General features: G+C 57.3%; 5 protein-coding genes. 1 reads left to right on the top strand and 4 read right to left on the bottom strand.

Annotated elements, in window-relative coordinates:
• The first annotated feature begins 13 nt into the window (after window positions 1-13).
• Window positions 14-2,116: an HD domain-containing phosphohydrolase gene (locus tag DWB63_RS02760; RefSeq protein WP_128327282.1), complete on the top strand. Its 2,103-nt coding sequence runs from the start codon at window positions 14-16 to the stop codon at window positions 2,114-2,116.
• Between the two features lie 456 nt (window positions 2,117-2,572).
• Here DWB63_RS02760 and DWB63_RS02755 read toward each other — a convergent pair whose 3' ends face one another.
• The 4 genes from DWB63_RS02755 to DWB63_RS02740 all read right to left on the bottom strand — a co-directional run bounded on the left by DWB63_RS02755 (window position 2,573) and on the right by DWB63_RS02740 (window position 22,795).
• Complete coding sequence (locus tag DWB63_RS02755) at window positions 2,573-3,904, bottom strand: TolC family outer membrane protein (protein WP_128327281.1); 1,332 nt, start codon at window positions 3,902-3,904, stop codon at window positions 2,573-2,575.
• A 369-nt stretch (window positions 3,905-4,273) separates the two neighbouring features.
• Entirely contained in the window at window positions 4,274-10,819 is a 6,546-nt protein-coding gene (locus DWB63_RS02750; protein ID WP_128327280.1) for an Ig-like domain-containing protein, read from the bottom strand.
• 594 nt (window positions 10,820-11,413) lie between these two features.
• Entirely contained in the window at window positions 11,414-12,181 is a 768-nt protein-coding gene (locus DWB63_RS02745) for a hypothetical protein (protein ID WP_164879765.1), read from the bottom strand.
• A 105-nt stretch (window positions 12,182-12,286) separates the two neighbouring features.
• A complete protein-coding gene (locus tag DWB63_RS02740; RefSeq protein WP_128327278.1) occupies window positions 12,287-22,795 on the bottom strand; it encodes an Ig-like domain-containing protein in 10,509 nt (3,502 codons plus the stop codon).
• Window positions 22,796-22,973 lie beyond the last annotated feature (178 nt).

Raw genomic sequence — 22,973 nt, 5'->3', positions numbered from 1 at the left:
ATGGAGAATCGTCATGGCTGAACAACATTCACAAACCGCATCCGAGGTCCCCAAGTCCATTGGGGGGGCAGGGCAGGGCGTCAAAATCGCTGTTGTCCTGGCTTTTGTGCTGGTCATCTCGGTTGGTATCCTGCTTCTCGCCAACAAGGCGGTGAGTGATAAGGAATCCGGGATGCTGGAAAACCAGCATAAACGTTTTCAATTATTGACCCAGGGACGGGTCGAGGTCATCGGTGCCTGGCTGGTCAATCTGTCCCAACAGGGGGACCGGCTCATCAAGTCCGATCTCTTCCGTTTGTATGCCGCCGAGATTGACGCCTATGGCGAGGATCTCTCTTCTCTTTTCGGGGCCATTCGTTCGGAGGATGCACTTCAGGAAGACGGTGAAGTCCTGGCCGAACAGCTCCCCATGATGGAGAACATGCTCAGGGAATTTTCCACGTATGCGGGTTTCCTGAATGCGCGTATCCTGAACAAGAAAGGAGAGGCCTACATTGCCACCGACGGCCACCTGCCCCCCATGAACGAGGACCAGCAGGCTTCTGCCACGGCGGCCATCATGGAAAACAGTCCGCAGTATTCGGCGTTGCGCAAAACGGCTCAGGGTTTGGAGATGGACGTGTTCGTGCCCATCTATCCGCCGGATGCCGTTGGCGGGACTGAAGAAGGGCCTCGTGAAGGGGCTGTGGGAGCTTTGATGATGACTCGGCAGGTCTCAGGAGAGATCACTGAGCTACTTTCCAATTCCCCCTTGGCTGTCAGGGGCGAAAAAACCCGACTGATGCAGAAGATCGGTCCTGTGTATCGGGAAGTCACTCCCTGGACGGCTGACGGCTTTATTGATGTCACCTCACCCCTCAAGTTCGCTGAAGATGGCCATCTTCTTTTCGGCGTCAGGCCGAGCATCGCCGATGATACTGAGAAAGTCTTTTCCCTGGGTATCAGAATCCCCGGTCCTGCTTGGTGGCTGGTCCAGGAAATTGATTATGACGCAGCGATGAACCCCGTCGAGGAATTCAATCGGACCGTGTATATCGTTGCGGGACTGGGCATCCTGACAGCGTTCCTGATTGCCGGATTGGCATGGTGGATTCTGACAGGCGTGCAAAGCCAGCGTATTGCCGGTGAGTTCAAGGCGCTGGCTTCGCAGATCGATGACCAGAAGCGGTTCATCGATTCCATCAATGCCAATATCGACGAATTCATTACCCTGAAGGATACTCAGGGGAAATTCACTTATGTCAATGACGCCTTTGCTGCCGCTGCCAGTCGGCCCAAGGAAGAACTTATCGGTATGGATGCTGCTGCCGTGTTTGGTTTTGATACCGCCAAGCGGCTTGGCTCCATTGATGATGTGGTTATCCGCGAGAATCGCAAGGAGACCATCAGCGAACCCATTTTCCTTCGCTCCCAGCGGCATCAGTTTCAGATATCCAAATCGCCGTACTGCAATGCGGCCGGAGTTTGTGAGGGTATTGTCGAAGTATACCGCGACATCACCGAGTTTGTTGCCGCACAGGAAAAGAACAAGCGACTGATCAAGAACGCCATGGAAGCCTTAGGCAGCACTATTGAAGCAGCGGATCCGTATCTGGGTGGTCATACCAAGTTGCTGGCCGGGTTGTCCGTGGAAGTGGCCAAGGCCATGCATCTGTCGGAAATGGACATTGCTGAAATCGAGACTGCGGCAAACTTGTCACAGATAGGCAAGATGTTCGTTCCCAACGAAATTCTGACCAAGCCCGGCAAATTGACGGATGAGGAAATGGCGACCATGGAAGAGCACGTGGAACACGCCTACAGAATTCTCAAGGATATCGATATTGCCGAGGGAGTGCTCACGGCCATCTACCAGATGAACGAACGTCTGGACGGCACGGGATATCCCAAGAAGATCAAGGAAAACGACATAATCATGCTTGCGCGCATCCTTTCGGTGCTCAACGTGTTCTGTGCCATGATCCGCCCCCGTGCATATCGTGGAGCCAAAGAACCGCAGCAGGCCCTGGATATCCTGTCCAGTGAGTCCTCCAAGTTCGATAGCGCCGTGGTGGCGGCCCTGGCCAATGTCATTACGACACCGGCGGGCGAGCGGTTGCTCAGCACCAAGGACTAAGGCCTTTCATCCATCTGGTTGCAATGGTCCCGGCGCGTCAGCGCCGGGACCATCTTTTTTGTCTAGGTCATTGATCTTGTCCACTTGGCATGGCTCAAACAATGAGTCGATGCTTCGAGCTATGGACGGATGCCAGCCAACGGAGTGGGCAGGATGCTCTTGTCTCTCGATTCAGCATGGAGAAGGCTTTGGCTCTGAGAGGGGGGTATCCATCAGTTCTTTCACGGTTGTTCACGATACATCTCGGAACATGATGAACTCTGGTTCATCCATGATGGAGTATCCAGTCTTGAGAAGGGCCAGTGGCTTGCCCTGATGAAAGGAAGAGCGGTGATGGCATTCCATCTCAAGGGGAGAGAGGGCAATTGGGAACAGGTTGGTTGACTACCCGAAAGGCATTAAAAAAGGAGCGCGACCATTGGTCGCGCTCCTGAATGTTCTCGCTATTACCGTGTACTATTGGCCTTCAGGCATCTCTTCATAGGTCGAGGAAGCAATTTCCATGGTCTTCATGATTTGGCCTTCAAGAGCCAGGAACTTGTAAAGGGTGTAGTTGCGGTTGCTGGTTGCGGTCTCAAGCTGCACCTTGTTGCTGAACACCTCGTTGGTGGCGTCGAGCACGTCCAGCAGAGAGCGCTGGCCCACATTGAACTGCATCAGGTACATGTCCAAGGACTCCAGGCTGTACTGTAAGGCTTCCTGGTACTTTTCGATCTGGCCGATGCTGGATTCGTATTCGGCCCAGGCAGAGGCAACCTGACGAATAAGGTCGTCTGTGGTGTCCTGCAGGTCAGCCTGTGCCTCGTTGATGCGGGCAGCCGCAGTGCGAACATCGTTGTAGTCACTGCCGCCGTTGATCAGGTTCCAGTTGGCGCTGAGCATGGCCTTGTTGTTCTGTACCCAGGAGTCTACGCCGTCGAGGTTGTCGGTGTGACGGGAAGAAATGTAGGCATCAACCTGGGGGTACATGGTGGACATGAGCTGACCCTTGGTGCGTTCAGCCACTTCGATCTCGGCCTTGTAGACAGCGATCTTGGGGTTGTTCTCAAGAGTCAGGGCAAGAATCTGGTCAGGTGTGCCGGGGATATAGCTCGGATTGTAGTCAGGCTCGCCAAGCACTTCCGGGGTGACACCCACGGTGCGGATGTATTCGGCTTCTGCGGTGCGCAACTCGCCGACGTAGTTGACAAGAGTGGTTTCGGCTCTGGCGACGCGGCCTTTGGCCTGCATCTCATCAGCGCGGTTACCGGCTCCGCCTTCAACGCGTTCGGTGATGGAATCGAGGAGAGACTGGTGGGCGGTGATGTTGTCACCGGCCAGGGCTACGAGCCTGCGGATGCGGACCACGTCCACATGGGCGCGGATGGCGTCCAGGGCAACGGTTTCCACGTTGTCGATGAGACGGCCTTCAGCGGAGGTCAGGCGGGCACCTTCACGCTTGAAGTCTTCCCAACGGTCAAAACCGTCAAAAATTGGTTGTGTCAGGGTCAGGCTGACGTCCGTGGGGGTCCTGGTGTGCGTGTCGGTACTATCGGCGCGGGTGGCTGCGCTGCTGTACTCCTGATAACCGACTTCACCTGCCAGATCCAGCGAGGGGAAGAAGCGACCCAGTGCGGAAAGTTTCGCCTTGGACACGGCGTCCCTGTTGTAGAGCAGGGATTTGATTTGCGGGTGCTGCTTGACGGCAGCAACCACGCTGTCTTTCAGCGTCGTGGTTCCGTTGTCGGCGAAGGCGGGCACCGAAAACAGAATGGACAAAACAATGAGTGCGAGAACAAATTTTTTCATGCTAGACCCCGTTCTGGGTTTTAAAAGTGCTTACTTGTGGCTTTATAGCTGTATATATTAATATATGTCAAGAACCGGTCATGTAAAAAGAACACATTATTCAAGCTGCGAACGGTTATTTTTTTATCTAGAAAAAATCCAGAAATAAATCAGTAAACTATGCCCCATTGGTGGAGCCGGGGCGACAGTATCGGTTAGTGGATCACGATGATCGCATCATTTGATTTCGGGCTGCAAATCCTGCTGATCAGAAGCCCCTGTCTGCCATGACAAAATCAATTCATGTGCACGTATATCTATATAAATATCTATTGTCCAGTAACAAAAAAGGACCCGGCCATTTTGGCCGGGTCCTGGTTTGAGTGTTGGTTAGATGTTGTCAGGCGAATCGAGGATGTGCTGGATCAAGCTGTCGATGGATTCGTGGTTGCTTCCGATATCCACGGAGTGGCCAACGAAGGCACTCGGATCAGCACCGTTAAGCACATAGTTGTCGATGATGATCGTTGCTTGCTCAGTCCCGCTGCTGTCAGTGACGGTCAGGGTCAGGTCGCCTTCCGAGTATGAGTCGAAAGTGACCGACTCGCCGAGCAGGTCGCTCAGGATCAGGGTGTCGTCGGTGTCGAAACCTTGGATGGTCACGCTCTGACCACTGCCGTTGATGTAATCCGGATCAACGATAACCGTATCCGCTCCGCCGTCGGACAGATCGACCATGGTCGCATCTTGGTGGATGTAGATGACATCTTCACCAGCGGTGCCGGTCATGGTGGTTCCGCCGTCGTCAAGGCTGTCAACAATGTTGGCATTGACGTGCACGGGGATTTCGAGGGTCGCAGTTGCCGGGGACACGCCCTGGTCGGCGTTATGCCCATCAGTCACCGTGTAGGTGAATGTGTCGGTGTAGCTCTCGCTGACGCCGTCGAGATCGCCGGGCGTATACTCGTAGTGACCGGTTTCGGCATTGATGACCAGGGTGCTTCCATGTTCACCGTATACGGTGAATTCTCCGGTGGTTGCATCGAAGGTGCCGTCGCCGCCAAAGCCATGGATGGCGCTGACATCCAGGTCAACGTCGTCCACATCGATGTCGTTGCCGAGGACGTTGCCTTCAACGGGACCAGAGACTGTGAAGCCGTCTTCATAGGTCGTGCTGGTTATACCCCATGCAGCTGCGGTCATTGCCAACTGCTCGAGGGTGAAGGAGCTCCCGTTGTTGCCCGGTGCCAGATTGATGGACCGGATGGGTGATCCAGAGGCGTTGAGACCCAGCGTTACGGACGACGTGTCGCCGTTGGCTGAAGTGTGTCCGACGGTTTGGGTGCCTTGAGTGCCGTCAGCATAATTGATGGTTATGCGGACGGATTCACCGTTGGTGATTTCGCCGAGGTTCAGTGCCACGGAGAAGAGGTCGTTGTCGAAGTTGAGGTCCATGGACTCATTGTACTTGTTGTCCACTTCGTCTGTGTCGTTTGGCCATGGCCACAGGATCTTTGAATCGATGCCGATACCCTGGTCTTCATGCTCAAGGTCAAATCCGAAGAACGCATCCGAGTGTCCTACGACGGTCACCCCGTTGAGGTGGATGCTTTGCTGATTGCCATCAACCAGGTGTCTACCCGAGAAGTCGGCATTGACAAGGTTGCCAGCGGTCCAACCGTAGTGGTCAACAGGTGTGTCAGAGTCCGTGACGAATATGCCGGGACCCACGTCGTCGATGCCTATGGGGGCATCGTTCAGGGGGTTGACCGTCACGTTGACAGTCTCGGTGACCGAACCGCCCTGACCGTCGATAATGGTGTAGGTGAAGGAGTCGGGACCGTAGTAGTCAGCGTTGGGCGTGTACAGAACCTCGCCGTTGACGATTTCAACGGTACCGTGAGCCGGGTCAGTGATGCCGTCGATGGACAGGACATCTCCGGCGCCCGGATTGTCGGCCAGATCGACATCGGCTGCATGGGCCAGCACATCGATGGAGATGGCGTTATCTTCGTTGGTTTCGACCGCGAAGGTCTCTGCCGTCGGAGCATCATTGGTGGGATTGACTTCCAGATGCACAGTGGCCGTGCTGGTGCGGTCGCCGTCAGTGACGCTGTACTCGAAGTCTGTCGCGCCGTTGTTCATGTTGGTGTCTGCATCCACGTGGAACCAGATTTCATCGCCAACGACTTCAGCCCATCCGCCATTTTCGCTGCCTGCTACGAGACCAGCGAAGCTGACGGTGTCGAGTGCATCCACATCGTAGTCGTTAGCAAGGATGTCCGCGATCTTGATGATCACAGGTTCAGTCTGGCCTTCGTCAATTGCGGTATGGGACGAGGCTTCGACCGAGACGAGCACGAAGTCGGAGTTGTTGCCGTTCTTGCCGGCATAGTTGGTCACCGGCTGGAGGACGATTCGTTCGATGTCGAAGTCGTAGCCTTCCATGGTGAATTCGACCAGGCCGTCGGAGTCCCCCGAGACGTTCACGGTGCCGAGCTTGACCAACTGGTTGTTGGCGTTGCGGCCCCAGGCAGTGGCCTGGGCGTATTCGGTCCTGCCTCCATCGTAGCCGGAGTTGGCAAAGAGCGCGCCCAGTTCGATGGTGACGGACTCGGCGGGGTTGTCCATTGAAACGACCAGGTATTCGTCTTCACCCTTTTTGGTGAGGTCGACTTCGCCGGAATCAATGTCCTTGTCCGAGCTCACGCCGATGCCGGTGTAACCGTTCAGGGTCTTTGTGGTCAGATCGGGATGACGATGGTCTCCGTTGTTCCAAGGCTTGTGATCATTGTCCACGTATGCCGTGACCGTAATGCCGTCCATGGAGATGAGCTGTTGGGCTCCATCCACATCGACGCCGGTCGCTTCGAACGCGTTGGTTACCTGCATGTATTCGCTGACGTAATCGTCAACTGCTACCGGTGCGTCGTTGTTGCCATAGACTGTGAAGGTCAGAGTGGCCAGGTCGAAGTCGCCGTTGTCGTCAATAACGCGGTAGGTGAAGGTGTCGTGTTCGACATCGTCGGTATCCAGCGGGTCGGTCGCTCCTTCATTCAGGGTGTATTGGTACTGGCCATACTGGTTGATGGTCAGGGTTCCCCATTCGCCAGCGATGGTCGTGGGCATTCCACCGATACCTGTGAAGTCGTCGGCGTCATAGTTGGCTGCCACGTCGTCGTCCAGGTCACCCTTGGCGATGCCGTTGATCGTGAGCTGGTAATTCCAGTCGTCATCATCGCTGTCATTCAATTTCACATTGCCCCGAGCTGTGTCGTCGGAGAGGGGACCGAACGTGGGGCCTTCGGTCGGGCCGTCTCCGAGTTCAACAACCACGTTGGAGTTGTCGACAGCATTGGGGTTGTCGTTGGTGCCGTTCACATCGAAGGTCAACTGGGCGATGTCGCTCTTTCCGCCCTGGTCGGTGACTTCGTAGGAGAACACGTCGCGGACTACGCTGCCTTCGTCGAGGCCCTGAGTTTTATCCGCATCCACCTCGTAGGTGTAGGAACCGTCAGCATTGATGGTCAGGGTGCCCCAGCGACCTTCCAGAACCGAAGTCCCGCCGTCGTCGGCCAGATCGTCCAGGTCGCCGTTGTACCAGCTGAACGCTTTGGACACGGTCAGTTGAATCTCGGCCGGGTCGGAGCTGTCGGAGTAGTCCGTGTTGTCGACGTCCCTGTCGTTGAGGAGCACGTTGCCGGAAACATCGATGGCCGGGATGTCGGCATCGCCGTAGCGGTCGCCCGCTTCCGTGGCAAGGTTGCTGTAGTCGTTGTGAGCTTCGGGACCGTCGTTGGTGCCCTGAACCTGAATGGTCAGGGTGGCGGAGCGCTCTACGCCGTAGGGATCCTGGACGGTGTAGGTGAATACTTCCGGCATCAGATCGTCGACATTGAGCTGCTGGGCGGCGAGCTGGTCCGGGGTGTAGGTGTATTGGCCGTCGGCGCCGATGGTCAGGGTGCCGTAGGTGCCCACGATGGTCGTGGCAGTGCTGCCGGATACGTTGTCGTCCACATCATGGTAATCAGCTACCACTCCGGCGTTGACGCCGGTGACGGACAGTTCGGTCGAGCCGTCCGGGTAGCCGGTCTCGGGGTAGTCCACGTTGTCGTAGTCCCAATCGTTGGCAAGCACGTTGCCGCCAACATGGACCGCACCCTGGGTGATATAGGAACCGTCGTGTAAGGCGTCACTTTCAGTAATGTTCTCAACTGCAACTACGCCGCCTTCGCCCGGGTCAGCGGGAGTGGCCTTGACAGACTCGATGTAGAAGTCGTCATTGGCGTCGCCGGCGGTTTCGATGATCACGTAGGCGATGTTGCCGTTTTCTGAGGAGAGGCTCAGGGTGCTTCCGGTGTCCTGGTTGTCGTCGCCAAGGGTAACGGAGCCGAGTTCGTTGCCATCGGCATCGTACATGGTCGCCTTGGCATCGTCATAGCCGGGGGAGGTGGGATGGAAGCCGCTGAGTTCGATCTCAACGCTGCTCATGGCGCTGTCGAAGTCGATCCTGACGGACTCGTCGCCGAGGGCACCGTCGATGGCGGGATCGTCCAAGAGCCAGCTGGAAACGCCGAGTCCCTGGGAGGTGACGGACAGGGTTGCTTCATGGCCCTCGATGGAGGCCGTGAAGGTCATGCCGCCGATGGAGTAACCGTCTCCGGAATCCAGTGCGATGGCGCCGGACCAGTCGTCGACAAAGACCTCGGTGGGAACGTCGTCGACGCCGATGGGAGCATCGTTGGTGCCGTTGATGGTGATGGTCAGGGTGGCGGGCTCGGAAGAGGCGTCTTCGCTGTTGACGCCGTCTTCGTATTTGTTGGTGGTGACGTAGGTGAAGGTCTCGGTCAGGGTGTCTTGGTAGTTGAGGCCCTGAACGTCCAGGTTGTCGTTGTTCACCTGGTATTCGTAGGTTCCGTCTTCCCAGATCTTCAGGGTACCGTAGTCGCCGTCGATGGTGACGTAATCGGTGGTGTCGCCGTCGTAGTTGTATACGGTCTCGGTTACTTCGCCGTGGGAGATGGATTCGACAAAGATGCCGGTCACATCGTCGTTGTCCACATCGGTATCGGTCATGCCTTCGCTGTTTTCGTCGGTAATGACGTTGCCGGTGGCGGTGCCTCCCGTGTAATCCTCTTCGGTCAGGCCGGCCAGGATGTGTTCTTCGCCGAATTCGATGACGCTGTTTTCGTTGGAGAAGGCCTCGGGAGCGTCGTTGGCGCCGTTCACCGTGAAGGTGAGGTTGGCGTAGCTGAACGCGCCGGAGTCGTCCATGATAGCATAGGTGAACTCGTCGGTGCCGGGGTTGTCATAGTTCAGGGCGTTGAGGTTTTCGTAACCCTCTTCGTCTCTGGGCGTATACAAGGTATAGAAGTAATCGCCGTCTGCCTCGACGGTCAGGTAGCCGAACTCGCCGTGAACCGTGTACGAGGTGTCCAGGCCGTCCGGGAGCGTGGCGATGTCAAAGGTCTGGTCAGGGTGCATGGCCTTGAAGTCGAAGGGTTCGCCGGTGTTGCCTTCAACCGGGACTTCGTAGGCAAGATCCATGGTGGCGTGAGAGTAGACACCGAGCACGAAGGTGGTCTGACCGTCGGGAAGATCCCCGGAATCCGGGTCGCTGTCAGTGCCGCCGCCGGCTGCATCTCCGGCGAGCACGTTGCCGGTAACCCGAACAAAGACGTTGTCGGGTTCGTCGTCAGGTTCGCCATTAGGTTCGTCGTTATCGCCATCAAACAACGCGCTTTGTTTGGGCGTGCCGATCAATTCTTTGCCGGTGTAATCTTGGTGGTCTTCGTCGTGCACGATCACGTTGCCGGATTCGGCATCGTCCACATCGGCGTACAGGCCGTAATCGGTGGAGTCGCCGTATTCGACGGCCTGGACGTTGAAGTCGTCCACGGCAACGGGCATGTCGTTGGAACCGAAGACCGTGATGGTCAGGCTTGCCAGGTTGCTTTCGGCGCCTTCCCCGTCAACGATGGTGTAGTTGAAGACCTCATCGAAGGACTCGCCTTCATTGAGCTCATCGGCCCATTCCTGGTTCAGGGCGTAATCCCAGGAACCGTCCGGGTCGATAACCAGAACGCCGTATTTGCCCATGATTACGGTATTGTCCGTGATGACTTCGACGCCTGGCTCCTCCACGCCGTCGTGGTTTTCGCCAACATAGTCGATGGTCTTCATCAGAAGCAGATCGTCGTTGCCGTCGGGATCGTAATCGTTATCGATTACGTTGCCTTCTTCGGTCACGGTTTCTTGGGGAGGATTGGGATTGTAAAGAAGGAGGCCGTAACCATCTCCCAAGGGCAGGAATGTGACCTGATCGGGGTCGATTTCATCTTCTCCCCAACCCTGGAGATAGTCCTCGGGGTTGTCATCATAGCCTTGCACGAACATTGCGTGCTTGCCGTAGACTCCGTCTGGGTCGCCCGCTTCTTCGATTTCGGCAAAGTCGTCGGTAGCTACGGGGGCGATGTTGCCCAAAATACCGGAAATAGTGGGGGCGCCGTGCGGACCGTAGGCATCATCCTGTCCACCGAGAGCGTCAAGCCCATCGCCCAGGGAACCTGCGTCGTCGCTGTATTCGCCGGCGCCTGAACCGGAGGCAGCACCATCGGCTGCGGTTTCGAGTTCTTCTGCCGTGGGGTCGGTGACGTCGGCAAAGGCAAAGAGGTAGACGTCTCCGGTCACCACTTCACCGTTCATCATTTCAAAAATGGGCAGGGTGCCGGCATCCGCCAATTCCTGGTAACCTTCGAGGACGACCGTCCCTCCACCTTCGATGGCGATTTCGAGATTGCCGTTTTTGCCGGTGAAAACGGCTTCGGCCAAGTCGAAATCAAAATGGATAGGGGTGTCAGCCGAGAGCTGATACGTCTGTGTCTTCCCTGCGCCGGGCAGGGAGACCTGCATTGCTTGGGTTTTGGGGTCAGCCATAATGTCCTCCTAAATATTGTTAATATGAGCGGTGTCAAAATATGAGACGAACTGTGTTTCATTATATACATAAAATTCATTTTATCGTCAATTGGCGAAAACGTCATAAAACTAGTATGTTATTGTGTGGATAATCCATGTAAACACTCCTCAAACACCCATGTGGTGTCGGCGCATGAATTGGCTTGTCTTGGGTAAATATTGCAATTGAAATATGTTTTAAACAGTTATCTGTTGAAAATTAATTATGCAGAAGGGAGTTTTCCCCTATATAAACAGACCAAAGTCTATGTATAAACTGTTGATTTGATATATGATATTTTGAGGAAAACCTGTTATGGGTGAAAACGGTTTTTTTTGTGGGACTCCGAAGCGGACGCTCACAGCCTTCGGGTAAGGCCGCGATGTCGAAAAAAAGTAAAATTCATTTAGATTCAAGTTGTTGCATTGTGCTCTGGGAGGCTCGGTCCTTGGTGGAATCTCATATGGGCAACGGGGATATGCCCGCTGAGGCTCGCAAAAAAAGCCGTGTCCTATGTATAGGGCACGGCTTTTTTGGGTCCGTTGTGCTATGCAGGTCGGTCGAAATTGAGATCAGTCAACGTTCCTTCCCGAGTGGATCAGGTGGTTGATGAGATCGTCGGCGGTGTTTTCCGCGTCGATTGCAAGGTCATGCGTGGGCATGTCGGGCTGGGATATACCCAGCAGCTTGACCACGATGTCCTCGCCCATGTGGTCGTTCTGGCCGATGATCACTTCCGTGAAATCATGATCGTTGTTCACCACCACATCCTTGATGGACATGCCGTCGGGCAGTTCCAAGTGGTCGCTGCCGAAGATGAAATTGGAGAGCACGATTTCGCTTTGGCCTTCCGACAGGACCGAGGGATCTATGAAGAAGGAATCCGAATCGGTGTCTGCATGGGCCGTGTCCACATCCACGAAAAGGCCGTCCTCGGTCATGTCAACCAGAAGATGATCGCTGGACGGCAGGTCCGTGTATCCGGCATGCACTGCATCCGTGGCAATGGAGTAGGAACCGTCATCCATATGGATAAGGGAGAAGGTTTCCTCGGAACCGGTCGTGAAGCTTGCATCGTCGAACAAAACGTCAAGCATGGTGTTGTCGTTCGCGAGCACCCAGTTCCCATTGTCCTTGAGGAAAAAAAAGTCCGCAGCCAAGTCGATGGCGCTTTCGTCCACTTCGTGAATGAGGAAGAACCGGATGTCGGGGGAGCCTTCAAACATGCTCACGAGTTGGCCGAGCATGGCTGTGTCATGGCAGTTCGAAAGGACGATTTCCGGTTCCACGGGCACATTCCCGTCGAGAGTGTACGTGCCGAGCATCGTCGTGTTGTTCATAGGTGTATTTTCTTCCATGTCGGTCTCCGTGGCAAGGAGAATAGTCTCAGTAGGAATTTACCCCAGACCCGGCCCGGTCGGCCGGGTCTGGGGGTAGTGGTTGCGTTAGTAGCTGTCGGGCGAATCGATGATGTGCTGGATCAGGGTATTCACGTCATCGTGGCTGATATCCACGGTCTGGCTGATGTCGGTGGTATGGGCCGCAGACATCACGCCCTCAAGGGTGATGGTGATGCCGTCGCCATCGCCATTGACGTTATTGATCGTCAGCACGAGGTTCTCGCTGCCACTGGAGGAGGTGATCGCCGCGGTGGCACCGTTGATGGAGGTCAGGCTGCTCAGGTCAAGCAGGTCGCCTCCGTGTGCGTTGAAGTCGGTGACCGTCATGTGGCCGCCGCCATCGCCGGAGGTGAGGTAGCTGGGATCGATATGGATCGTATCTGCACCTGCGCCCAGGGTGACGGTGTCGTGTCCGGAGCTGATGTAGACGCTGTCGTCGCCGCTTCCGGCGGAGATGATGTCATCCCCGGCCCCGCCCCAGATGGTGTCGTTGCCGTTTCCGCCGAAGAGCATGTCATTGCCGTCGCCGCCGTTCAGGACATCGTTGCCGTCTCCGCCGCTGATGTAGTCATGTCCGAGACCGCCGTCGATGTGATCGTTGCCGGCTTCGCCGTACAGGAAGTCGTTGCCTTCCAGTCCGGAGATAATGTCGTCTCCGCTGGTTCCGTAGACAACGTCGTCGCCTGAGGTGCCGTCGGTGGTCGCGGTGGTGTTGTAGTGCAGCGGGACGTACAGGGTGGCCGTGTCGGTGAGGCCATGCGCGTCGGTCACCTGGTAGGTGAACTGCTCCACGGCCGGACCGTTGAGACCGTTGTTGTCGTCGAAGATGGCCGTTTCATTGGGGTCATAGGTCCAGGCACCGTCGGCGGCCATGGTCAGCGTTCCCCAGAGTCCGACACCGGAGCCGACAATCGCCGCGGTCATGGCATCATTCTCGGCATCGAAGTCGTTGCCGAGTACGTAGCCGGACACCTGGGCTGCGGTTTGTGTACCAGTGGTGGTGGAACCGGTCACGACCCAGTCACTGGCATTGGTCACTTCCATCGCATAGAGCGTGAACGAAGCATTGTTGCCAGCCGTTATGGAGATGGTGTCGATGAGCACCTGGCCGTTGCCGTCAGTATCTCCCTGCGCGCCGGTCACGAACCACTCGTTGGCTGCGCCGTAGTTGGAGATAGTGATCCCGTTGCTGATGTGGCTCATGCCGTTGGTGCCGGTGACGGTTGTGGTGTTGCCTTCGCTGTCGGTGACAGTGAGGATGACCTGTTCACCAAAACCGCTGACTTCGCCGAGCATGATCTTCACGCCGAGCGGCATTTCATGGTCGCTGTTGTTGGTGTGGTTGCCGAAGTCGAGAGTCAGCGTTTCCTTGCCGTGTGAGTTGGTAGAAGCTATCTGGCCGCTGTCGAAGGTGTTCTTGGTGTTGACGCCGATGCCATTCCACGTTTGTTCGACGGAAGCATTGTGGCCGTCTTCAGTGGAGGCGCTGACCCTAAGTCCCAATCGGTCGTCAACCTTTGTCCACTTGTCATTGCCGGAAGTGTCATTGAAGTTGATGTGGGATGCCAACTCCGTGGACCAGCCATAGGTCTCTACGGTTTGGAGCGTGTCGGTGACGAACACGCCATGACCCAGGTCGTCGACAGCCACCGGGGCATCGTTGGCGCCATGGATCAGGAAGCTGACAGTCGCGGTATCCGTTCCGCCGTTGCCGTCGGAGATGGTGTAGGTGAAGAAGTCCCGACCGGTCTGGCCTTCCGACAGTGCATCGGAAGCAGGCTGGTCCGGGGTGTACTCGTAGGAGCCGTCCGCGTTGATGGTCAGCGTGCCGAATTGGCCGACCATGGTCGCGGTGTCGGCATCGTCGTTGACGGTATCGGTCAGCAGGATGACATCGGTTTCGCTGCCTTCCTGACCCCGTCCGACCGAGATGACGCTGATGGTGTCGCCGTCGTCGTCAATATCTTCGCCAACGGTCTGCCCAAGGCTGTCGTCATGGCCGTCGATCACATTGCCGGATGCAGTGGTCATCGGGGTGGGCATGGTGCTTGCCACGACGTCGGTGAGCACATCATTGAGGCCGGTGGCACTGGTCAGGAAGATGGCGCCGTCGCTGGATTCGTCAATGGCATCCATCCTGTCTTCGGCAGAACCGCTCATGGCTATGCCAACAGCCGTCACATTCGCATTGTTCTGCAAGGCCGTCAGTTCAGTACCATAGTTGTCCTCGCCTGGCGCGAAGTCGCCCTGCTGAACTCCAAAAAGCCAGTGGTGATAGTAGTAGTGAGGGTCGCCGTCCGAGATGAAGATGACTTCGTTCGAATTGCCGTTGGCGCCTTCATTGGCCACCCAGGCGTTAGCCGCGGAGAAGGCGTCGTTGTAGTCCGTGCCGCCACTGGCGATGAGATTGGAGGGGTTGTTGATGTAATCAATGGCGTCATTGGACAGGTCGTTCAAATCGGTGTTGCGCGTCAGCGTGAAGGTGTTGGTGTAAGCATTCGTGCCGTCGTGGTGGTAGTCGAAGTCGACAATACCGACCGTGACGGAAACGCCGGTCTCGTTAACCTGCGCCTGCAATGTCTCCATCATCTCCACAAGTGCGGCCTTGGCGACGTCAAGGCGGGTTTCGGTACCGCCCGCGACATTCGGTTCGTCCATGGAGCCGGAGGTATCCAGGACCACAAGGTAGTTGGGCGCGGAACCGACAATGGCGGATCCACCGTCTTCGGTCACGACATTGTAACCGGTGGTGGTGTCGTAGAGGTCGTCGATGGCCGTCGGAGCTGTGTTCAGCACCGGCACGGTAACCGAGACGTTGATGGTGCCGTAGTCCACGGCGCCGTCCGTGTCGCTCACCTGGTAGGTGAAGGTCTCTGCGTAGTCGCCGGGTGCGATCCCGTCATTGGGGGTGTATGTGTATTCGCCGTCTGCACCGATTTCGAGCACGCCGAACTGGCCCTGCACGCTTTCACCCGCGGGGGTGAAGGTGTTGCCGATATGACCGTCGAAGCCGTCCATGATGGAACCTTCGTCGTTATCCTGGGTGAGTTCTGCGCCAAGCTGGTCGTCCAGATCGCCTGCGGCAATACCGGTGACTGTCAATTCGGTGGAACCTTCCAGGGTCGAAGTGGTCGGATCGTCGGTTTCGGGGTAGTCGGTGTCTTCCGCGTCGTAGTCGTTGGCAAGTACATTGCCTTCAATGACGGGGATGACGTTGTCGACATCGCCGGTTGGGGCGGGAGAACTGGAAACGACTTCCTTCAGTGCCACCGACTCTCCGTCGTCAGCCATGAGCACGACAGTACCGATGGTCGTTGTCGGGCTGGTGACCGTGATGATGTCGTTTGCTTCGGTCACGCTGAGATCGGTGATCGGGTTGCCGTTTTCATCCCACGCCAGGACGGTTTCTTCGAGATTGCCGTCAGCGGTGAGCTTCAGGTCAACAGAGGTCTGCGGGTCATCAAAGACGATGAGCAGACGTTCGATGGAGCCGTTGTTTTCGATATTCTTGTCATTGCCGTTTCCATCATTGCCGGACCGGACGCCGATGTTCTGGCCCCAGAAGCTGACCGAAGCGCCGTTTGTGGTGAAGGTTTGCCCGTCATCATAGGAGGCTTCCGCCACCAAATGGTAATCGGAGGTGGGAACGTCTCCGCCCACAGGCGTGCCGGTACCATCTGCATGGCCGGTGTCATCCACTGCGACCGGCGGGTCGTTGACCGGGGTCACGTTGACGTAGACGGTGGCGGTATCCGAGGCACCCGCTGCATCTTCGATGGTGTAGGTGAAGGAATCCTCGCCGTTGTAGTTGGCGTCCGGTGTGTAGAGAACCTGTCCGTTGGCGCCGATGGTCACGGTGCCATGTGCGGCCGTGCCCACGCTGACCACCTCGAGGGTGTCGTTCGGAAGGTCGGGATCGGTGTCGTTGCCGAGTACGTTGATGGCAAAGTTCTGCGCATCCTCGCCCACCTCGATGGGTACCGGGACAGAACCGTCGTCGACTGCATCGGGCGCATCGTTGACCGGGGCCACGGTGATCTTGAGATCGGCCGTGTCGGTCAGGTTGCCGTCGGAGACGGTGTAGGTGGCGGTGGGCACGGTGCCGTTGTAGTTTTCCACTGGCTGGAAGGTGTATTCGCCGTCGGTTCCGATGGTCAGGGTGCCGACACCGGTGATGGTGGCGGTCTGGCCTGCGTCGTAGGTGCTGCCGTTCACGGTGAACTCGGTCACGGTGAGGGAATCGCCGTCCACGTCTGAGTCGACGCCGAAGCCGTCGTTGTCGGTGAGCACGTTGCCGGAGGAAGTGCCTTCTTCATCAATGGTATCGGCATTGTCCGTTGCCACCGGGCGGTCGTTGACCGGGATTACCTGGACAGAAGCAACAGCGGTGTTGCTTTCAGCACCCTCGTCGTCGAACACCTGGATGGTGAATGTGCGCAGGTTTTCGATGTCGCCTGTCGTCGGATCGTCGCCGACCGGATTATCCAAGTCGTTCTGGAACGTCATGGTCTGGAGCAGGGCTTCGTAGTCAGCCTTGGGGGCGTCGCCGGAGATGGTCCAGGTGACGATGCCAGTGTCCGGGTCAGTGACAGGACCGGAAGAGGTGAAGCCGGTGGTGTCGATGTTGAGGACATCGCCTTCCTGAGGCGTATAGGTGATCGTGACCATGGACATGTTGTCGGAGTCGATGTCCGAGATGTCCACAGCTCCGGTGACATGCACCGGGCCGTCGCCTTCGGTGAAGATGACCGGTCCATTGTCCGGGCCGGGGGCGCCGTCGTGTTCCTTTGCAAGGATATCGTTGAAGTCGTCGTCGTCGCCAGGAGTCTTGTAGCCGTCCACGAGCTGGTCGTCGGCCTCCACTTCAAAGTCGTGGTAGGGATCGCCGCCGAAGGAGGCTTCGGAATCGTTGGGATTGAGGTTCATGTCGTCGAAACGGGCATCCTTTAACGAGCCGTCGACAGTGACATTCCATTCTCCAGAGGTGCCTGCATCAGCATCGCCCGGGACCCAGACCAGTTCGATTTCGCTGGCATCCGTGACGCTGCTGGCGACATTGGGAACCAGGAAGTAGTGCGGAGCTTCGCCGTCAGGGTAGGTGGCGATGATGTCGCCGATCTGTTCGTCAACTGCATCGCCGCCTTCGAAGACCGCGATGATCAGGGGATTGACCGGCTTGCCATCGATTATTTCGTAAGAGCAAAGGATGTTGTTGTATCCTGCTGACTTGCCTTCGTATGTGAGATAGCCGCCGGACAGATCCAGAGTCGGGTTGTCATTGTCACCCGTGACCGTGAACTGGGCCGTGGCCGTATCGGTACCGCCATGGTTGTCGGAGACCTGATACGTGAAGGTGACCGTTTCGGTCTCGCCTTCGCCGAGGTACTGGTAGAGGTCGGTGTTGACTGTGACGGAGCCGTCGGCTGCAACGCTGACGCCCAGGGGAGTCGGGTGTGCCGGATCGTCGGTGACCAGGGAGTAGGTCAGGGTATCATCGGTCAGGATGGTGTCGATATCGCTGTCGCCGGTGGCCACGGTGCCGATGGAGACGACGCCGCTGTCTTCGGTCGCGTTGGTCAGGATGTCGTCCACGGCCACAGGCGCGTCGTTCAGCCCGTTCACTGTGATAGTCAGGGTTGAGGAACTGGTCAGGCCGCCGGCATCGGTCATGGTGTAGGCGATGGATTCCGTCGGGTTGTACCCTTCGACCAGGGCCTCGTTGGTTGCCGTGAAGGTGTAGCTGCCATCGGAGTTGAACTCCATGGTGCCGTACGCGGTGTTGAAGTTGGCCTGACCGGTGGCGGTGAGGTCGTATTCGACACCGTCGTATATGACCTTGGTCACGGACATCTCGCTCGGGGTGTTGTCCGGGTCGATATCGTTGACGAGCACATTGGCGGAAACCGAGGAGTCAAGGCCGTCGGTGTTCGGTTCGTAAACGGAATTCACATCGGCCACTGCGGTCGGATCTTCATTGTAAGCTCCGGGCAGGACGTCCACGGTGACCACGTAAGGATCACCTTCGTTGACCAGGCCTTCGCTGTCGATGGGCCGGTAGGTGAAGGAGTCGGTCTGGGCGAATTCGACGTCCACATATTGCAGTTCCCAATTGGCGTTCCAGTCCTTGCTGTCGTCTTCGGTGGTGCCAAAGACGGCCTGGTCAAAGGACTCGCCGCCCAGAATGGTCTGGTCGAGGACCAGGGACTGGAAGGTGTCACCGTCGCCGCCGGTAATGGTCCCGGACTCGCCGGTTATCGCATTGGTCCATGTCATGACCGAGTTGTTGACCGTGCCGGAGGCGATCAGTTCGCCGTCGTTGTATACGGCCCAGGTGGCCTCTGCGTCCTGCTTGGATCCATCGTTGAAGTAACTGCCCAGGCCACCAAAACCGATGTCGGCGTAGGAAACGTCCTTGCCGTCGAAGTTGATGGTCAGGGTCTCGCCGGAATCAAGGCCGTTGTGGCTTGCGTTGGCCAGGCCGTGGTCGATGTGGTTCTGTTGGTCGGCGAAAACCTTGAGGCTGCCGCTGTTGATGGTCGTTGTGATGGTTACATCAGAGGCGCCGTCACCGTCGGAGTCGAAATGGAGGATACGGGTGGCATTGCCGTCGGCCTCACCCCAGGTGTCCAGTCCTGCATCGCCTGCTTCGCGTGAGCCGAGCAGTACGCCCTGGTTTTCGGGGGCGTCACCGACATAGGTGAAGTTGTCGAGGTCATCATACCGGGTGACGCCGAGGTCGCTGGCTTCAACTTCTTCGCCGTTGTAGTACAAGGTGCCATGCTCGGGCAGGCTGTCGATGAGTACTCCGGTGTCGAGAGTATCGCCGGCGGAGAAGTCGTCTTCAACGTCGGTAATGGGGGCCACGTCGAAGTCGATACCGATGGGCTCGCCGAAGTTGTTGCCCTGAACAGTGAAGTCCGCACCCAGAGGGGCGTCGTTATCGCCGGATACTGTCACGGTGACGGTGTGTTCGGTGCCGTCCACGGACTTGACGGTGAAGTCCTTGGTGAAACCGTCGTTCACCCCGTCGACCTCGCCCAGATGCTGTACGCTGTCATTGCTGATCTCGTAGGTCCACTGGCCGTCGGTGCCCATGTGGAAGGTGCCGCCCTGGTCGTCGGTGGTGGTGATTTCCTGGAACAGGTTGTCCGGGTTATCCACGTCCGAGGCGAAGATCTGGCCGCTGTCGGTCAGCAGTCCCGCTGCAGTGACATCCACATCTTCGGTTACGGCACCGGAGTCGTCACCGGTGATGATGGCTGCATCGTTGGCGCCGGTGATTTCGATGGACAGGGTTGCCGTGTCGGTGGCCTTGCCGAGACCGAAAAAGCCCGGGTCACTGACGGTGTAGCTGAATTCGTCGTGGACGACCTGGCCTTCGGCCAGGGCCTGAGTGTCGGGATCGTTGTTGTTCAGGGTATAGGTGTAAGAACCGTCCCTGTTGATGTGCAGGGAACCGTACTGGCCTTCGATCGTCCTGCCGAAGAAACCGACAGAGGCATCGCCGCTGGTGGTTTCACCTTCGGCGCCGGCCGCGATGGACTTGACGAACAGGGAGTTGTCATTGTGGTCGATGTCGGTGTCGTTGCCGAGTACGTTGCCCATGGCCACGGCGTCTCCGGGCTCATTGACGCCCTGTTCGGTCACGGCGTCGGCGGTGTTGGCATCGTCGCCAGCCGCAGGGGCATCGTTGGAGCCGTTGATGGCAATGGTCAGGGTGGCCGTAGAGGAGCCGCCGTGCTCGTCGGTCACGGTGTAGGTAAAACTTTCGTCTTCCACATCCCAAACGTTCAACTCGTTGACATGATCGGCATCGTCGTCCAGCTCATAACGATAGGAACCGTCGGATTCGATGTACAGGGTGCCGAACTTGCCCGCAATGGAGGTTTCACCAGTTTCGGAAACATCGTCTTGGCTGCCCGGGTTGTCATCGGAAACAACGTGGGTGACGGTCAGGGTGTCGCTGTCCACATCGGAGTCGCCACCGATATTGCCGAGGATGGGCAAATTGATGCCGTCGATGACGTTGCCGGAGGCGTCTGAGCCGTCGGTGAAGAACCCAGCTTCCTTGGCCACACCGAAGTCGTTTTCGGCCACCGGGGCGTCATTGGCCCCGCTTATTGAGATGGTCAGGGTGGAGGATGAGTACCCGGTGTGCGCACCCTCGTTGTCGGACATGGTGTAGGTGAAAACATCGGTGACCGGCTCGTCGTCGAAATTCAGGTGGTCGGTCGCAGCAGGGTCTTCCACATACTTGTATGTGCCGTCTTCATTCATGTACAGAGTGCCGAACTGACCCTGCAGGACGAAGTCGTAACCTTCGGTGTCCAGGGTGGCTTCGGTGCCGTTCTGTTCGACACCGGTGACGGTGAAATCAGCAAGCACGTTGTCCACGTCGGTATCGGCCGCGCCGCCATTGTCGTCGCCTGCCAGCACGTTGCCTTCAACGAAGGATGCGGTTTCGTCATCTACGGATTCAGTCAAAGCGTTGGTGTCGGCCGCGGCCACGGGGTTGTCGTTGGAACCGATAACATTGATGGTCAGAGTCACGGGCTCGCTGTAGACGCCGTCCGCATAACTGTTGGTCAGGGTGTAGGTGAAAACATCGGTGGGGTTGTCTCCCTCGTTGAGCGCCTGGACATTGTCCCATTCGTTCTGAAGGGTGTATTCGTATGAACCGTCGGCGTGGATGGTCAGGGTGCCGTACTCGCCGTTGATGGTAACTGAATCTTGGTTTGCCGGGTCACCTGCGGATGTGTAGAGGCTGCCGCTTTCATCGGTTTGGGAAGAGACCGTGGCCACGAACATGTCGGCGTTGTCCGCGTCGGTGTCGGCCACGCCGCCATTGGCGTCGCCTGCGATGACGTTGCCGGAGACCGTGGCACTGTAGTCGTCGACATCCCCGAACTTTATGCCGAATTCGACCACGGAGTTGGTGTCTGCAAAGGCGATGGGTGCATCGTTGGCGCCGTTCACCGTGAAGGTGAGGTTGGCGTAGCTGAAGGCCCCGGAGTCGTCCATGATGCCGTAGGAGAAGGAGTCGGTGCCGGGATTGTCATAATTGAGGGCGTTGAGGGCGTCATAGGCTTCGCCGTCATCAGCAGTATACAAGGTATAGGTATAGTCACCGTCGGCTTCGATGGTCAGGACGCCATACTGGCCGTTGACTGTGACCGTGGCGTCGGGGTCCATGGTGGCGATGTCGTATGCCTGGTCATCGGACGGAATGAAGTCGGCATTGCCCTCGGTGGGCAGTTCGTAGTCCACGGTCTGAGTAGCTGCCGAGTAAACGCCCACCACGAACAGGGATTGCCCGTCGGGCGAATCGTTGCTGTCAACATCGGAGTCGGTGGCGCCGCCAAAGTCGTCGCCCGAGAGGACATTGCCGTGAACGGTGGTGTAATTGCTGCTGGTATAGTCGTGATCGGTGTCGCTGTGCACTGTGACGTCGCCGAGTTCGGCATCGTCCACGTTGGCCGCGAGGTCATAATCGGTGGAATCGCCGACTTCCACGGCCTGGACGTTCAGGTCGTCGTGGGCCACGGGCATGTCGTTGGCACCGTTGACCGTGATGGTCAGGGTGGCGGTGTTGCTCTCTGCACCCAGTCCGTCGACTATGGTGTATTCGAAGACTTCGTCGTAGGTCTCGCCCTCGTTGAGCTCATCGGCCCATTCCTGGTTCAGGGTGTAATCCCAGGTGCCGTCCGCGTCGATGACCAGTATTCCGTACTTGCCCATGATGACGGTGTCGTCCGAAGTGACCTCGACGCCGGGCGCGTCCGTGCCGTTGTGATCCTGGCCGATGTGGTCGATGGTGAACATCCTGAGCAGGGAGTCGTCGCCGTCAGGGTCGTTGTCATTGTCGATGACATTGCCCTCGATGACTTCGTCGGTCTGGGGAGGATTGGGATTATAGATGTAAAAGCCTCCGCCGGTGGACAGGGGGAAGAACTCACCCATGGCGGCATCCCCGTCAGAGGTATCCCCGTCCGGGGTCTGGTCGGGGCCGACAAAGACAATATGGCGTCCGATGATGAAATCGGGGTCACCTTGCTCGGTGATTTCGGCAAAGTCGTCGTTGGCCGTCGGGGCCACATTGCCCAGAATACCGCTCAGGGTGACTAAGGAGTGGCCGTCATAGGCATCGTCCTGGCCGCCCAGGGCGTCGATGCCGTCACCAAGGGAGCCCGGGTCGTCGTTGTATTCTCCGGCACCCGAGCCGCCGGCAGCGCCGTCGGCCGCAGTTTCAACTTCTTCGGCGGTCTGTTCGGCGTCTGCAAAGGCAAAGAGGTAGACGTCGCCAGGTACCTGCTCGCCGTCCATCATTTGGAATGTCGGGAGGGTGCCTGCTTCCGCAAGGGATTGATAGTTCTCGAGAATGATGGTTCCGCCACCCTCGATGGCAATCTGGAGGTTGCCGTTGTTACCGGTGAATACGGCTTCAGCAAGATCGAAATCGAACTGAACCGGAGTATCTGCCGTGAGCTGGTAGGTTTGTGTCTTTCCAGCACCGGGCAGGGAAATGTGAAGATTTTGGGTTGTAGAGTCGGCCATGATGTCCTCCTAAAAATATTCAAATCATCTGGATTGGTGATCATTTATTGTTCCTATATTATTAATGACTGGAGACTTTTTAGTCAATATTATTAAATAATGTTAAAACAATATGTTGCGATGTGGAGAAGTAAACTGTTTCAGGTGTGATCCCAAGGAGGGCAAGGGGTGCTGAGGA

Source organism: Pseudodesulfovibrio sp. S3, from assembly GCF_004025585.1.
Taxonomy (GTDB): Bacteria; Desulfobacterota; Desulfovibrionia; order Desulfovibrionales; family Desulfovibrionaceae; genus Pseudodesulfovibrio.
Note: the sequence above shows the minus strand (reverse complement) of the source record. Positions and strands in the feature narration are given on the sequence as shown.

Bases quoted from the DNA above. Each gene is read 5' to 3' on its own strand.
- DWB63_RS02760 (WP_128327282.1), top strand. From the start codon at position 14: ATGGCTGAACAACATTCACAAACCGCATCCGAGGTCCCCAAGTCCATT.
- DWB63_RS02755 (WP_128327281.1), bottom strand. From the start codon at position 3,904: ATGAAAAAATTTGTTCTCGCACTCATTGTTTTGTCCATTCTGTTTTCG.
- DWB63_RS02750 (WP_128327280.1), bottom strand. From the start codon at position 10,819: ATGGCTGACCCCAAAACCCAAGCAATGCAGGTCTCCCTGCCCGGCGCA.
- DWB63_RS02745 (WP_164879765.1), bottom strand. From the start codon at position 12,181: ATGAACAACACGACGATGCTCGGCACGTACACTCTCGACGGGAATGTG.
- DWB63_RS02740 (WP_128327278.1), bottom strand. From the start codon at position 22,795: ATGGCCGACTCTACAACCCAAAATCTTCACATTTCCCTGCCCGGTGCT.